Source organism: Brotocaccenecus cirricatena (assembly GCF_020687045.1).
Lineage (GTDB): Bacteria > Bacillota > Clostridia > Oscillospirales > Oscillospiraceae > Vescimonas > Vescimonas cirricatena.
The window spans coordinates 49763-62926 of sequence record NZ_JAJEPW010000009.1; the positions used below are offsets into that span (position 1 = coordinate 49763).

The 13164-nt window shown below is 55.9% G+C and carries 16 protein-coding genes; 1 reads left to right on the plus strand and 15 read right to left on the minus strand.

What is annotated here, in order from left to right:
- Positions 1-501: 501 nt before the first annotated feature.
- Both LKD37_RS04750 and LKD37_RS04755 read right to left on the minus strand, forming a co-directional pair.
- Positions 502-759: a helix-turn-helix domain-containing protein gene (locus LKD37_RS04750; RefSeq protein ID WP_302928134.1), complete on the minus strand. Its 258-nt coding sequence runs from the start codon at positions 757-759 to the stop codon at positions 502-504.
- Positions 756-2489 carry a type IV secretory system conjugative DNA transfer family protein gene (locus tag LKD37_RS04755; RefSeq protein WP_302928164.1) on the minus strand — a complete coding sequence of 578 codons (1734 nt, stop codon included), beginning with the start codon at positions 2487-2489 and terminating at the stop codon, positions 756-758. Before LKD37_RS04755 ends, LKD37_RS04750 begins: the two co-directional genes overlap by 4 nt.
- A gap of 112 nt (positions 2490-2601) precedes the next feature.
- Between LKD37_RS04755 and dinD the strand changes: the two genes are divergently transcribed.
- Positions 2602-3462, plus strand: coding sequence for a DNA damage-inducible protein D (dinD, locus tag LKD37_RS04760; protein WP_302928135.1), 861 nt, complete (start codon positions 2602-2604; stop codon positions 3460-3462).
- A 16-nt stretch (positions 3463-3478) separates the two neighbouring features.
- Here the strand turns inward: dinD and LKD37_RS04765 are convergent, their stop codons facing one another.
- The 13 genes from LKD37_RS04765 to LKD37_RS04825 all read right to left on the minus strand — a co-directional run bounded on the left by LKD37_RS04765 (position 3479) and on the right by LKD37_RS04825 (position 13070).
- On the minus strand, positions 3479-4390 hold the full coding sequence (locus tag LKD37_RS04765; RefSeq protein ID WP_302928136.1) for a DUF3991 and toprim domain-containing protein: 912 nt from the start codon (positions 4388-4390) through the stop codon (positions 3479-3481).
- Between the two features lie 17 nt (positions 4391-4407).
- A complete protein-coding gene (mobP3, locus tag LKD37_RS04770; protein ID WP_302928137.1) occupies positions 4408-5814 on the minus strand; it encodes a MobP3 family relaxase in 1407 nt (468 codons plus the stop codon).
- A gap of 3 nt (positions 5815-5817) precedes the next feature.
- Positions 5818-6225 carry a hypothetical protein gene (locus LKD37_RS04775; protein WP_302928138.1) on the minus strand — a complete coding sequence of 136 codons (408 nt, stop codon included), beginning with the start codon at positions 6223-6225 and terminating at the stop codon, positions 5818-5820.
- A 562-nt stretch (positions 6226-6787) separates the two neighbouring features.
- Positions 6788-7288, minus strand: a complete 501-nt coding sequence (locus LKD37_RS04780) for a helix-turn-helix domain-containing protein (RefSeq protein ID WP_306414394.1) — start codon at positions 7286-7288, stop codon at positions 6788-6790.
- Between the two features lie 2 nt (positions 7289-7290).
- Entirely contained in the window at positions 7291-7707 is a 417-nt protein-coding gene (locus LKD37_RS04785; protein WP_302928139.1) for a hypothetical protein, read from the minus strand.
- Positions 7708-7740: 33 nt separating this feature from the next.
- Positions 7741-8298 (minus strand): hypothetical protein, encoded by a 558-nt coding sequence (locus LKD37_RS04790; RefSeq protein ID WP_302928140.1) that lies wholly within the window; start codon positions 8296-8298, stop codon positions 7741-7743.
- Positions 8285-8536, minus strand: a complete 252-nt coding sequence (locus LKD37_RS04795) for a DUF6103 family protein (protein WP_302928141.1) — start codon at positions 8534-8536, stop codon at positions 8285-8287. Before LKD37_RS04795 ends, LKD37_RS04790 begins: the two co-directional genes overlap by 14 nt.
- Positions 8537-8549: 13 nt before the next feature.
- On the minus strand, positions 8550-9701 hold the full coding sequence (locus LKD37_RS04800; protein WP_302928142.1) for a hypothetical protein: 1152 nt from the start codon (positions 9699-9701) through the stop codon (positions 8550-8552).
- An 18-nt stretch (positions 9702-9719) separates the two neighbouring features.
- Positions 9720-11534, minus strand: a complete 1815-nt coding sequence (locus tag LKD37_RS04805; RefSeq protein ID WP_302928143.1) for a VirB4 family type IV secretion system protein — start codon at positions 11532-11534, stop codon at positions 9720-9722.
- A 9-nt stretch (positions 11535-11543) separates the two neighbouring features.
- Positions 11544-11897, minus strand: a complete 354-nt coding sequence (locus LKD37_RS04810) for a DUF3846 domain-containing protein (RefSeq protein ID WP_302928144.1) — start codon at positions 11895-11897, stop codon at positions 11544-11546.
- A 1-nt stretch (position 11898) separates the two neighbouring features.
- The gene (locus LKD37_RS04815; protein WP_302928145.1) at positions 11899-12459 is read right to left on the minus strand and encodes a hypothetical protein; all 561 of its coding nucleotides are present in this window, start codon (positions 12457-12459) and stop codon (positions 11899-11901) included.
- On the minus strand, positions 12456-12719 hold the full coding sequence (locus LKD37_RS04820; RefSeq protein WP_302928146.1) for a hypothetical protein: 264 nt from the start codon (positions 12717-12719) through the stop codon (positions 12456-12458). The genes LKD37_RS04815 and LKD37_RS04820 overlap by 4 nt, the downstream gene beginning before the upstream one ends.
- 54 nt (positions 12720-12773) lie before the next feature.
- The gene (locus LKD37_RS04825; protein ID WP_302928147.1) at positions 12774-13070 is read right to left on the minus strand and encodes a 4-oxalocrotonate tautomerase; all 297 of its coding nucleotides are present in this window, start codon (positions 13068-13070) and stop codon (positions 12774-12776) included.
- Between the last annotated feature and the right edge of the window lie 94 nt (positions 13071-13164).

A 13164-nucleotide genomic window follows, 5' to 3' on the forward strand; every position in this document is an offset into this window, starting at 1 on the left:
CCTACAATAATGATGTCATTATATGTCGTTAATTATATCATCACACGATGTAGAATACAAGGTTAAGCAGCTTGCTGACAGGCACCGGGAGCTGAGCAAGGCGAAGAATCGCATTGCTGAGATTGACACATTGCTCAGGAGTCAGTAACTGGTACTGGATGACAGTTACAAATTACAGTAGCTAATAAAGGCTAAAGTATCGTTCCGACGAGAAGGAAGCGAAAGACGGCATGTCCGCCGAGGATGCGGCATACGAGAGAAAAGTGAGGATAGGCAATACCCTCCGAGCTCTTTTCCCGATACTTGCATTTGTGCTTTTCGGGGTGCTCATCATGCTTCTCCAGGGCGGAAGATTCTGATCATAGGAGCTATTGTTTGTTCTTTCTCTGTCTTAATACCCTCCGATAGAGTGAGTCCTTCTGGATGCGCCATGGTGACGCTACCCTCGTGACAACTCGAGAGCGCACCTTTCCCTTGGTGGGAGGTGCGCTCTGTCTGCGTTCATTTGATGCGATACAGGCTGCTGGTCAGGCTGCCATTGGGACGACGGCGGTGGGTGCGTTCCAGAAAACCATGATGTTCCAAGTCACTTAATGCCCGCTGCACAGTGCGGCGGGACAGCTTCAAGTCCTCCGCGATCCTGCGGACGCTGGGCCAGCAGGTGCCGTCGGCGTTGGAGCGGTCCTTGAGGTACATATAGACCGTCTTGGCCCGATGGGATAGTTCCTGATCCGCATAGATGCTTCCAAAGTAACTCATGTCTTTGTGTCCTCATTGTAAAGTCCCATTGCCGAATAGGGGCTTCTCCTCTCGGCAACAGGTGCTTGCTGCACCTGCGTAGGTTGGGTGCCCTTCTTTCCGTAGGCCCGGTCGATGCGGAGGAATAGCTCCTGTCGACTGGCGTAGGTTACAGGTCGAGAGGCATGCTCCGGGGTAATATATGGCGCACCGAAGGTAATGCCCCAGTCCAGAAACAGGCGCAGCTTTGTCTGCATAGGATGCGTCCCCGTTTTCATGACCACAAAGCTGCCCTTGGGGATGGATTTCAGTTCGTCCGGCGTCATGAGGGGCCGCTCCATCATCTGCAAGCTCTGGCTTGGATCATTCTTGCTTCTGCTGACCGAGCCGGACAATACCGTGCGGCTGCCCAGTGCCTTGGAGAGCTGCTCCGCCGTCTGGCTGTTGGGGGCGAAGCCGCCGAAGATGGTATCCTGGCAGTTATCGGTCAATATCTCTGCCCCCTCTCGCCCATAGTTTTTCTCCAGCTGCGCCAGCGCCTGGATGATAGGCACCATGGTCAGCCCACGGGAGCGTCCTGCGCTGAACAGCGGCAGGATGTCAAAGGCGGGCATGGTCCCCAGCTCGTCGCAGAAGAACACAACACGACCAGGCAGCCGCCCGCCGTTTTCATCCGCCACGGCAAACAGCTCCCGTGCCAGCGTCTGGATCATCAAGCCTGCCATGAAATTTTTGGTCTGATCCTCCTCCGGCAAGATCAGGAAGATAGCGGACTTCTCCGACGCAAACCGCTCGGCGTTCATGGTGCTGTCAAAACACAGCACCTGCTCCAGCTCGGAGTCCAGAAAGGCGTTGAGGCGAGACAATACCGTGCTCATGACCGAGGCCATAGCCTGGTCGGATGTGTTCAGCGCCGCCCCGGCAAACCACCGTGCCTTGTGCTCCGGGGGCAGCTTTTCCATGAGGATGGTAAACCAGTTTTTGCCCCGTACCCCCGAGGGAGCCAGCAGTTCCTGCACCAGCTTGAACACGGACACGATGTGCCGCCGCTCCTGTTTTCTTTCCGGCGGCAGAAATTCTGCCAGCAAGAGCACCACGGAAGTCAATAGTCCCTCTGCGGCATCGTAGAAATAGGCGTTCTGGCCGTAGTCTGCATCCCCATTCGGTGACACGATGGTCTTGGCCAGGATCTTGGCGTACTTCTCCGCCTTGGCACGGGCGGCAAGACTGCCGGTGGCCTGCGCCGCATCCATGTAGTGGTTGATGAGCGTCATGAGGTTGTAGCCATCTGAGCGGGTAGGATTTCGCAGATCCACCACGGATACATGGTAGCCGTAGTATTTTTCCGCAATGGCGCCGTAGTTGCGAGCTAAGTCACCCTTGGTATCCAATGCCAGAAAGCTCATGCCGCTGGCACAGGCGTATTCCAAATTGGGATATAGAAAGTAGGCCGTTTTGCCCACGCCGGATGCGCCGATCATAAGGCAATGCACATCGTCCTTATCCACCAGTGCGGTGATGCCGTGCTTATGGCTGATGCTGCCCAGCACCAGCCCCTGCACTTCCGGGCGGTGCAGCCCTTTGCGCCAACTTGCCGCTTGGAACGGCACGAGGGCATAGGTCTTGCGGATCTCTGCGTCAGTGGCCCAGCGGGCCGTGCCATGCTGGCCGTCGCCTACGGTTTTGGATTTAATGTTGTTGAGGGTGTAGCGATTGTTCAGCAGCGTCAGGCAGCCTATGACCGCCGCCATGACGCCGCCCGCTGCAAGGAGGATCCATAGAGCATCTGTCACGAGTTTTCTCCTTTCCTTTTTTATGGATCTATGTTACTATTATCGTGTAAAACTAAGGGAGGGACAGTACATGAGTCATCTCGTTGCCTCTGAATATAAATGTTTTGAGGATATACGCAGGACCCGTCCCGACGGGTCTGAATACTGGTGTGCCAGAGAATTGGCCCCGGTTTTGGATTATGCAAAATGGGAAAATTTTGCCAAGGTCATCAAACGCGCTATGATCGCCTGTGAAAACAGCGGCCACGACACAGCTGCCGATTTTCCTGAGGTTAGGAAAATCGTTAAAGCCGGCGCAACGACAAAAAGCATTGTCGACTATGAATTGTCCCGCTATGCCTGTTATCTGATCGTGCAGAACGGCGATCCGCGCAAAGAGGTCATTGCTTTGGGGCAAACCTACTTTGCTATCCAAACTTATCGGCAGGAGGTTGCGGACCGATTTAATCAGTTGGACGAAGACAGCCGTCGGTTGGTCGTTCGCGGCGATATAAAACAGTGGAATCAGCTGTTGGCCGAGGCCGCACGGAATGCCGGCGTGATCACAGCGGATGAGTTTGCCGTATTCCAAAACGCCGGGTACATGGGATTGTACGGCGGCATGACCGTGGACGACATACATCGGAAGAAAAATTTGGAAGTAGGGCAGAAGATCCTTGACTATATGGGCAGCACGGAACTGATCGCAAATCTGTTCCGTATTTCCCAAACAGAGGAAAAGCTTCGGAAGGATGGCGTGGATAGCGCTGATACCGCCACTGCCGTGCATTACAAAGTCGGCAGTGAGGTCCGCGAGGCTATCGAAAAAATCGGCGGCACAATGCCGGAAGATCTGCCTACACCCGAAAAGAGCATTGCCCAGCTAGAAAAAGAACAGCTCCAGCGACTAAAACAGCAGGCGCTGGATGGGCAATTGATGTTGGATGAATGAATTTACCCCGACAGCCTTATGCTGTCGGGGTTTTCGCTTTGCCCCGCTTTGCCCGCAGGTCATCGTTCCAGTCCTTCCCCTCCGGGCGCAGACGCTCCACATCGTAGCCCATATCCTCCAGGGTATCCAGCATACCGTCGCAAGCATCCTCACCCGCCTCGTCATTATCCAAACAGAGGTACACCGTGTCCAGCTTCGGGTTCTGCCGCAGGCGCTCCAGTACGGGCTGGATGGAGGTGCCGCAGCAGGCCACATAGCTGTGCTCCAGCCAACCTGCCGGGTAGAGGGTAATGTGAGACAGTAGATCAATGGGTGCTTCAAAGACATAGAGGGAACGGTCCGTCCCGTTTTTGTGGAAGCTGTGTTTTATGTCGCTGCTCTCCACATTGATGCGGAATACTTTGCCTTGGGAGCCGGTGCTGCGCAGATGTGCATGCCGGGCTTCTCCGTTTTCATCCAGACCGACAAACACGCAGTTGTGGTGTGGGTCGTCCTCATAGAGCATCTTCTCCTGCACAAACGCCGTGACCACATCCCGGTCAATGCACCTGTGCTTGGTGAGATAGGCATACATCCTGCGCATAGTCAAGTAAGGCTTCGGCAGGGCAAAGGGCTTTGGCTCCTGCGGCTCCGGTTCCTGCTTTGCGATGGGAATAATGCCCTGTCCGTCCCGGCCCAGCAGTATGGACACCGCTTCGGGATAGGTCTTGTCGTAGAATTGCTGCACGAAGCTGATGGCGCGTCCGCCTTTCCGTGCGGCATGGTCATACCACATCGGTCCGCGCACGGTGATGCTGTGGTCGCTGACCAGCCGGTACTCCCGTCCGGCCATAATGAGTTTCTCGCCTCGATCCAACAGAAAAGACGGCAGGTCAACCTCGTTGGCCTGCCGTTTCTCTGCGGATGTGAAATATACAAATTTGCCCATGCATTTCCCTCCTTGCATTATCGCATGGTGTTGTCGTTGACATGGTGGAGCTGCTCGTCCTCATGATCGTTCCGCTTGTGGCCCATGGCCATGCGCTTCTCCTGTAACCGCCTGCGGCGCTTGGAGTCAATACGCAGCGCAGGTGGGATGACCGGCATACTCGTCCTAAATATCTGCCCCATATGATGCAGCAGCCGCATGACCGCATTTGCCGGAATATGCCTTGCAGACACAGCTTCTCCCACTGGCTGCACATCAGCAGAGCCACGGATGGGCGGCGTTTTCTCTGTCGATTGCTTTTCCCCCGGCTCCACACTGTCAGCAGACGGGGAAAACGAGATATCCTCTGCCTCTCGGATGATCCAGTTTTTAAGAGAGCGAAACTCCTTCCGCTGCGTTAGCGGCTGGCGGGGTGGCGTGTTCTGCCCATAGTAGCCCGCAATCTCGTCTTTCAGCTGCCACCATTGGTCGTAGCAAGCCGCCACCTCCGGGAGCTGCGCCAGCCGCTCCACAATGGCATCCACCTGTGCCTTGACCGATTTTGGCAGATAGGAATAGACATGTTTGCCGCCGACCTGCGCCAGTGCCTGGGAGAGTTCTTGCAGCTCTTTCGCAAGCCCGGGGTCATCGGCGGCACCGGTTTCCAACGCCCGAATGCGCTCTAGTAACAATGCCTTGGCGGTTTGTATACTCTCCTTGTAGGCGGCATCCTTCCGAATGTAAAGCTCCGTCATCTCGTCCCGAAAAATTTCGTTCGTCATCTTGGACCGAATCGATGCGATCCCCTTCTGCGTTAGAAACCCCACCTTGGGATCGTCCGACCACGCCATCATGTGTATGTGCGGATGGTGTCCCTCGTCGTGATATGCCGCATACCAACGAAACTTCTCCGGTGGAATACGCATGGCCTCCGCAATGGAGTGGCTCTCCTGCTTCAATAGGTTCTGCCATGCGGCTGCTTTGCTGTATCCCAGGCGCTCCGCATCCTCCCGCCGCAGGGAGAAAATGAAGGTCCACACTTTTCCGGCGTGAGTCTCCAGTTCGCTTTTTGCCGCCTTAAGATCCGTGACATCTTCTGCACTGAATAGCCCGTGACCGCCGCGCTTTTCCGCCCGGGGTCGGTTGGCGATGTAGGCCATATAGCCGCTCTCGGATTCCAATTCATGCAGATGCGTGTCCAGCGCTGCAACAATAAACGCAGACGCCGTACCCCGGTTGGGTGTCTGCAGGTAGTCGGCGTACTCGAAGAGCTCCTTTGCGTCCGGGAAGTCCTTCAGCAGTTTTGTGAGGAACTGCATCTGTTTTTTAGTCACCGGTTCGGTGCTTTGAAGGACCTCCACGCCGTCTCGCTTGGCAACATACTCCATGTATCTTGCCGCACGACCTCCTTGGATGTACCCGCTTTTCTGTATCAGCCGTGCCATCGGTTACTCCTCCCGGTGGAACAGAAGCACATCCCTAAAAGAGATGTTTCCATGCGTACCCGCCACCTCCCGGACACTGTTACCGCGCATTTTGTTGTACTCGTCCCGGGTCATGTCTATGTCGCCGCCCAGCAGATGGTTGGTCATGTTGTGCTCCACCACCAGCTTGAACAGCAGCTTGCCCAGCCTGTCGCCGAACACACCCAGTGTGCCCTCCAGCATCTCCTGTAGCGCACGGGGCAGATACGCACTTGTCCGCTCGGCGTGCAGACGACCGCAATACTGCCGCAGCGCCTTCTCCACAAACTCGTTGCGAGTAGGGCAGTTATCCAGCTTATAGAATGCGTCCACCTCTTGCCACACCTCGTCTGACAGCCAGACAGAGTGTCGGCTTTTTCCGTTTTTATCCATTGAACTGCACCTCCTTCCATTGAGAGTCAGAGCCTCCCAAAGGCCCTGCAAACACGGGGCAAACAGGCATTTTTACAAGAAATAGCGCCAAAGCATATTCGTCTCCGCATGATCAGCGTCAATTTCAAAGTGGCACAAACCTCCGTGGCAGTCCGCACTGCGGGCTGCCGTAAGGGCCAATGGCGCAATAAAGCGCCAAAGGCTTTCTCCTGCCCCGATTTCGGCGCACCGAAAATCGGCCCAAAACCTCGCTCAACCTGCCAGGGCGCTATCCTTACCCTCCCGCGCTCCCACGAGGCCACACAGCGGCCCACAGGGGTGGACACGGGGCATCTCCTGCTCGGCATCTCAGCCGACATATATCGGAGGCGAAAAAAGAGAGCCGCACCAATTGGCACGACTCTCCAAATAGAATATTCGGTTTCACATCTCCAGCACTGGCGAAGTGTGCTGCTCCTGCTCCATCAGAAGTTCCAAGCTGTAATCCAAAATCTTCTCCTTGCGCTCGGTCAGCATGGTCAGGTAGAATTCACGCTGGATCGGCAGTAGTTCCGGGACATTTTCAAAATAGATATTTTGCGCGAAGATAATCAGCCTGCTCCTGCGTGATGGCATTGCTCCACTGATTGGAGTTAATCGCACTATACAATTCTCCCCACAGACAGTCCATATAAGACACCTTGTCCTTTTCGCCCTGAATGTACTCACGAAGCGCTTTATCCAGACTGGCAGGCAGATTCTTTTCCAAATAGGTTCGGTCAGTCGGCTTGCCGCCATGCATTTGTGGTTTCTCCACGGTCAGCGTAATGAGCTGTTCCATCGGGATATCCAGTGTGGAGGATAGCTTCATGAGTGTACCGGCACTGCATCGGGAGAGCGTTGTCTTGCCGGAGCAGATGTCCGCCAGCGTTGCCCAAGGCACACCGCTTTTCTTGGAGAGCTGGTAGCGGGAGAGGTTCTTTTCCCGCAGTATCTGTTGGATCGTCATATACATCACCGCTCTTATTATATCGGTGCGCCGATAATCAGTCAAGAGAAAACCTTGTAAACCTCTGCCTGCCATGCTTACATCTGCATTTCAGGAGTCTGTGATCCACTCTCCCGAAGCTGCCGGGCGTACTCGTGCAGGCTCGTGCCGGTCTGCTGCTGGTAGAACGCCTCCATCTTGCGTGCCAACACCTCCTGCTCAGCGGCGTTGAGGTGATAGCTCCAGTTCTCTTCTGTGCCATCTCCTTTGCAGAGATTCAGCTCCAGTGTATCACAGAGACGGTCTTTCTCGATGTCGTAGTTGGCATAGATGTTGAGCCAGTCATCGTTCTGATCGGTGCAGACGAATGTACCGAAGGCGGCATCCACATCGAAGTCCGCCTGCAGATAAAAGCTGAGCTTGCCATCCGATTCGATGATCTCCTCACCGAAAGAAAAATTCCGTGCAGAGAGATGTCCCGCCGAGGTGATCTCTTTGCCATTCAGATGATCCAACAGTTTGCGCCACTTATCATCGCCAGATGCGAATTACGACCGGGTGGCGTGATAGACCGCCACCGATACATCACGCATTGCCCAGGTCTGCCAACCATCTATAATGTGAACAGCGGAGAACTCCCGCTTGTCGAAGTTCACATCGAACACGCCGCGCACCTTTCCGGTGTTCTCCATGCGAGGGGCTGTCAGGGCATCAAACTCTTTTGCTGTGATGGGCTGCCCGCCGAAAAACATTCCGATGAATTTGTCTGGCGCCACGCCGTTGCCCTTCGTAACATAACCGCGCAGCTTTTTCCCGACCGCCAACAGTTCCTCACCGGGCGAGGTTTTGAAGTACCATTCCTGGCCGCATTCCGTCACATGGTAGGCGGCATAAGTTCGGGCAGCTTCTTCCTCCGCACGCTGTGCGGCAGCTTCCGACTGGATTGCACGGCTGATGCGCTCATACTCACGCTGCGGAAGCTGATTACAAAGCTCGTCCAGCACAGTTTCCAAATGCTCCTGCAGCGTCTCACCCTTGAGGTGCTTTTCAATGGCCTTCTTCCACCTCCGGTCCAGCCACAGGACGATTTCTTCATGCTGTGCCATGCTCATCGCCCTCTTTCTGCTTCGTTACGGATGCTTTTGCAGGCCGCCTGGGTCTGGCCGCAGGAGCAGACTTACTGTCCACATACTCCCGCACCGCTTCCGGGACTTCCGATTCATAGAGCTGCTGCAGCACATCCTCCATGCGCCGCTGCACGGAAGACCGCTGCTTGCGGAGCACAAACTCCAGCGCATCCAATTTGGCTGCGTCAAATCCAATGGTGATATTCTTACTTTCCAATTTCCGTTCCTCCTTAGTCATACTTGATCCCCGGCACCTCCAGCCAGTGGCTCCAGCCCCGGCCCTGGAGCTTCGTTTTTACCACGCCGTACCGTGTGTCCATGGCCTCTATGACCTCACCGCTTCCAATATATACACCGATGTGCCCGGACTTCCACACGGCCAGTCCCGGCGTGTCGGGCATGGTCTCAATGCTGCCTTTGCGCCCAGCGTTATAGTACATACCGTCCGCACCCACATCGGGCATACCATTGCTGCCGTACTGGATCTCCATGGTCTCGGTGTTCAGCCAGCCGTACCCCTTGATGAGCCCCACGCAGTCGGTGGTGCGTCTGTTCAGCCAATGGGAACGGATGAAGTTGGCTTCATCCCCTACGCCCTCCGGGTATTGCGAGATCTTATATTGCAGCAGCTCCGGCGTCAGCACTTGGCCGAAGGTACCCCATACATAGCCCCAGCCGGAGTTCCATGCGTTGGCGGCATAGATGGCCAGGTCTGCACTGTTCTTTGTGGCAGGGTCTGTAAACAGAGATGCCTCCAGTTCCATCGGCGCATTGCCGCCCGGCTCATAGGCCCCGTTATAGGTACCGCCGCCCGCGCTGCCCATGACCATGGAATAGATCTTCACGGCATTGGAGCGTTCCTCCGCCGTGACCGCACGGCCCCGCCACACGGATAACTGCGCATAGACTTCTTCCATAGGAAGCGGTACGGCCACTTCATAGGTTTCGCCCGTCTCCTCCCGCCCCCTCGTCTCCGTTTCACAGAAGCAAGCCACGAACGCCTCCGCGTCTGTCTGCGACAGCGTATCCGCTCCAAAGCAGAGGGCAAAGAAAACAGCCTTGACCTGTATTGGATCAAGTCTGTTTCCCTCGGCTTTCTGATTGACTTCGGCTACCGCCGCATCCAAATGGGAGAAGGATCCCCGCATCTGTGTGAGCTGCATCCGGTATTCTTCCGGAACACTTGCGGACAGCTCTGTCCCATAAAACGCCGCCGATACAACAGCACTGTTGTGCTCGGCTGTGCCGGAACCTACACAGCACAAGAACGCTGTCAGTAAAATCACCGGCGACAAAATCGCCGCCAGCACCCACCCGACTGTTTTGCGGCCCTTCTCACTGGACAGCACGGCAGCTGCCAGCCGAACAAGTTGTGTGCTCATGGTAAGCCACCTCCTCCATTACCGTCCGCCAGCTGAGCCAAATAGCACCGCCTTGTGAGTTGGGGCTTTCACCTCCAGATGGTATCGCTCCATGCCGCACTTATACAGGCACTCGCCACGCCTTGCCCGCTGGATGAGTTCAAACTCCGCCTCGTCCAGCTGCAGCATGTCCATATAGAACCGCTTGCCGATGGAACCGGGATTGAACAGGAACTGATGGGGCGGGATGGCAAAAAGCGGTTTCGTCATCTCCCGCACGCCCTCCTGGTCAAAGTCCTCCAAGTTTTGGGAGGCCATCACCAGCGCCGAGTCCCGCTTGCGTACACGCTTCAGACAGTTGCGGATGTACTCGATGGCCACCGGGTTAGACAGCCACAGGTACAGCTCATCCAGCACCGCTACGGTATTGCCGCCCGTCAGCAGCCGGTCCGACATATACGCCAGCACATTGAACAGCAGGGCATTCCGCAGGCTCTTGGCCGCCGTCAGCACACCGCCTACGCCGAACACCAGAAAACGGTCACCGGAGATATTGGTGTGTCCGTTGAAGAACGGCGCATCCGCCCCCACACATAGAGAATGCAGGCCCAACAGCACCTCCTGCAGCAGCTCCTGCGTATACAGCGCACCCGGCTTGTATTGGGCCAGCTCCTCTTGCATGAGGTCATACAGATCGGAGAGGATGGGGTAGTCCCCCGGTGCAAGCTGGCGCAGGTCCGTCTCCTCCGTAATGCCCCAACGGGCATATAATTTGGACAGCATGATCTCTATGGTGTCCAGCTGTGGGTCGGAGAAATCTTTGTACGCCCGGAAGAAGTCTTTCAAAAAGGAGATGTGCCGAGCCAGTAGAGTGGACTTGCGAAATGTCTCCGGGGCTGTCTTGTCGGTGTCCTCGTTCCAGCTCCGCACTTCCAGCACATTGATGCGCTTTTCTCCGGCCATTAGGTCAATGAAGCATCCACCTAAGTTTTCGCACAACTCCTCCAACTCGTGCTCAGCGTCCAGAGCAATCACCGACTTGCCCGCTTCCAGCATATTGCAGATCAGCAGCTTGATGAGATAGCTCTTGCCCTGGCCGCTGTTGCCCAAGATAAGAATATTGGCGGAGGTCTTGTCGCTGTCCCGGCGGTCAAAGTCCACCACGATGTTGCTGCCGTATTTGTCCTTTCCAATGTAAAAGCCGTTGGGATCTGTCTTGCCGGAGTAGTTGAAGGGATAGAGATTGGCCACGCTGCCGGCGGGGAGTACCCGCTCAAACTCCCGGCCCAGCACATTACTGCCCACAGGGCTGACGCAGCAGAATCCCTGCTTTTGCCGCAGGAGCAGCTTGTCCACATTCAGCTTGCAGCGCACCAGCTCCGTCAGTACATCCGTCTGGAGCTGACGAAGCCGTTCCTTGCTGTCCGCCGTCATCTCCAAATACACGGCACAGTGGACCAGCGGCTCATGCTCCCGGTGCATTTTATGCACCAGCTCTGCCACATCCCGCAGATTGCTCTCCGCCGCCACTGCCTGCCGCAGCTTGTTGGGGTCCGAGCCGTCCAGCTTGTTTTTCTTGTTGGCATTGTCGATGATCCTGTCCTCCTCGCCGGGGGACACCTGCCGGCAGTAAATGCGCAGCGTCACGCCGCTTTTTTCGCCCAGCTCCCGCAGGAGCGCCTGGGCCTCGGTGCTGGCCGGATATTCCCGCAGCGCCCACACGCAGCGGTAGGTGCTGCCGAAGATGTAATGGTCCACCTCGAATTTCACAATCCCCGGTGCGATGCAATCCAGATAAGTGCGGAGAAACGCTTCCTGTTGGGAAGGGGCCTTTTTAGAAAATGGATTCTTCATTTTTCCTCCTCACCACATATATAGTTCCATGTACGGCTTCAGTTCCGGTTCCTGCCCGGTAAACTGTTCCGGCTCCTGAAACATCTGCGTATACCGCTGTATCTGCTCCTCCGTCAGGGAGCAGAAGCCCCCTGCATGGTCATCTCCCGCCAAAAAGAAAGGCCCGCAGATGATATCATCTCCCAGCCGTCGGTTGGGCTGCATGCCGTTCAGTTTTCCCTCATCGTTACAACAGAGGACAACGCCGTCTCCCATAGAGAGAGGCTGGAACAGACCCTCTACCTCCCGCTGGATGGCTTTCAGGCCCTCCTCCATCTCTTTCGCATACGGAGCTTTTCCCGGCTCCACTTTCAGAATTCGCATTTCAAACCTCCGTTTCCGCTGTCAGCCACTGCGCCCCGTCTACAAAGGAGAATACCTCGTGGGTGGCGTCCTGCTCAAAATAAATAGCCAGCAGCTCCAGAAGCTGCTGGCCCTCCGCACGCTGAACGACAAATCCGCAGTCCCGGAACTGCTGCTCCAAGGACGCATAGTTCATGGCCCCGTCCGTTTTTCTGCGCCGCAGCACGAAGCAGAACTCACGGGAGGAGGCCATGGTGGTCTGGACGCTGTCCAAATGCTGGCGATCCTGCACCAGCAGCCCACGGATGGCGGGCATGTCTTCCTCCTCCAGCCGCTGCCGGTAGAACTGGCGGTTATCCTGAAAGGACTCCTTGGAGTCCAGGGCCAGCAGCTCCAGTTCCGCCATGCCTTTCAGCACGCCCAACAGCTCCTGCACCTTTGCCCGAACGCCCTGCTCCGGCAAAACATTCAGATTGCTGGGATGAACGAAGTAGAAGGCCAGCTCTCCGTCCGCTGTTACAACGCTGCCGTTTTTAATATCATCGATGCCGATGAGCTGCCGGGTAGATTTTTTCCTGCTCATGCCGATTCCCTCCACACATAGTATTGTTGTCCGAAAAAGAAAAACGCCGCAGCATAGCGCAGGAAGTCCAGCATGCTGATCCCTCCGTGCCGAATGCAGAGAAAGGCCAGCGCCGCTGTAATGACCAAGGGGATCATGCTGCCGGTCTGGGTCAGCGCCAGCACCGACAGCAAAAGCCCTGTCCCGATCCACGCCACATCCCGCAGCGTCCACAGCCACAGCATAGGCCGGGCCGTTAAATTTTCGGGGTATAGATACATAGTTTTCCTCCTAAAAGTGAAGCCACAGGTGTGCGTCTGCGGCTTCTGTGTGTTTTATTCTTCGTTCCCGGCATCATTCAGCTCGCGCTCAATGAGCCCGAGAATGAAATCCTTCTGCTTTAGACCATTCCTGGCCAGATAGTCCTTCAGCCGGCCGAAGAGTTCCTCCGGTACCTGAAAGGCGATGGTGCGATTGTTGGCATTCATAGTTCGTGCTCCTCCTTCAAAATGTTCTCTGAGTATGTCCGTGATGTAGTCGGACAGGGTCTGGCCCCGCTGCTCCTGCTCCGCACGAAGCCGCTGGTGCAGCGACAGCGGGATGGGCGCGCAGAGGTTCTTCTTTTCTTCCATAGCCTGCTCCTTTCCGCCTCTCCCGAGGCAAGCAAAGCATAGCCCAACTGCGGCGCATAAGCTATTGACAAGTCTAACGAGAATAGAAGTACAA

Bases quoted from the DNA above. Each gene is read 5' to 3' on its own strand.
- dinD (WP_302928135.1), top strand. From the start codon at position 2,602: ATGAGTCATCTCGTTGCCTCTGAATATAAATGTTTTGAGGATATACGC.
- LKD37_RS04810 (WP_302928144.1), bottom strand. From the start codon at position 11,897: ATGCGAATTCTGAAAGTGGAGCCGGGAAAAGCTCCGTATGCGAAAGAG.
- LKD37_RS04805 (WP_302928143.1), bottom strand. From the start codon at position 11,534: ATGAAGAATCCATTTTCTAAAAAGGCCCCTTCCCAACAGGAAGCGTTT.
- LKD37_RS04750 (WP_302928134.1), bottom strand. From the start codon at position 759: ATGAGTTACTTTGGAAGCATCTATGCGGATCAGGAACTATCCCATCGG.
- LKD37_RS04815 (WP_302928145.1), bottom strand. From the start codon at position 12,459: ATGAGCAGGAAAAAATCTACCCGGCAGCTCATCGGCATCGATGATATT.
- mobP3 (WP_302928137.1), bottom strand. From the start codon at position 5,814: ATGGCACGGCTGATACAGAAAAGCGGGTACATCCAAGGAGGTCGTGCG.
- LKD37_RS04775 (WP_302928138.1), bottom strand. From the start codon at position 6,225: ATGGATAAAAACGGAAAAAGCCGACACTCTGTCTGGCTGTCAGACGAG.
- LKD37_RS04780 (WP_306414394.1), bottom strand. From the start codon at position 7,288: ATGGCAGGCAGAGGTTTACAAGGTTTTCTCTTGACTGATTATCGGCGC.
- LKD37_RS04825 (WP_302928147.1), bottom strand. From the start codon at position 13,070: ATGGAAGAAAAGAAGAACCTCTGCGCGCCCATCCCGCTGTCGCTGCAC.
- LKD37_RS04755 (WP_302928164.1), bottom strand. From the start codon at position 2,489: ATGGCGGCGGTCATAGGCTGCCTGACGCTGCTGAACAATCGCTACACC.
- LKD37_RS04765 (WP_302928136.1), bottom strand. From the start codon at position 4,390: ATGGGCAAATTTGTATATTTCACATCCGCAGAGAAACGGCAGGCCAAC.
- LKD37_RS04790 (WP_302928140.1), bottom strand. From the start codon at position 8,298: ATGGCACAGCATGAAGAAATCGTCCTGTGGCTGGACCGGAGGTGGAAG.
- LKD37_RS04820 (WP_302928146.1), bottom strand. From the start codon at position 12,719: ATGTATCTATACCCCGAAAATTTAACGGCCCGGCCTATGCTGTGGCTG.
- LKD37_RS04800 (WP_302928142.1), bottom strand. From the start codon at position 9,701: ATGAGCACACAACTTGTTCGGCTGGCAGCTGCCGTGCTGTCCAGTGAG.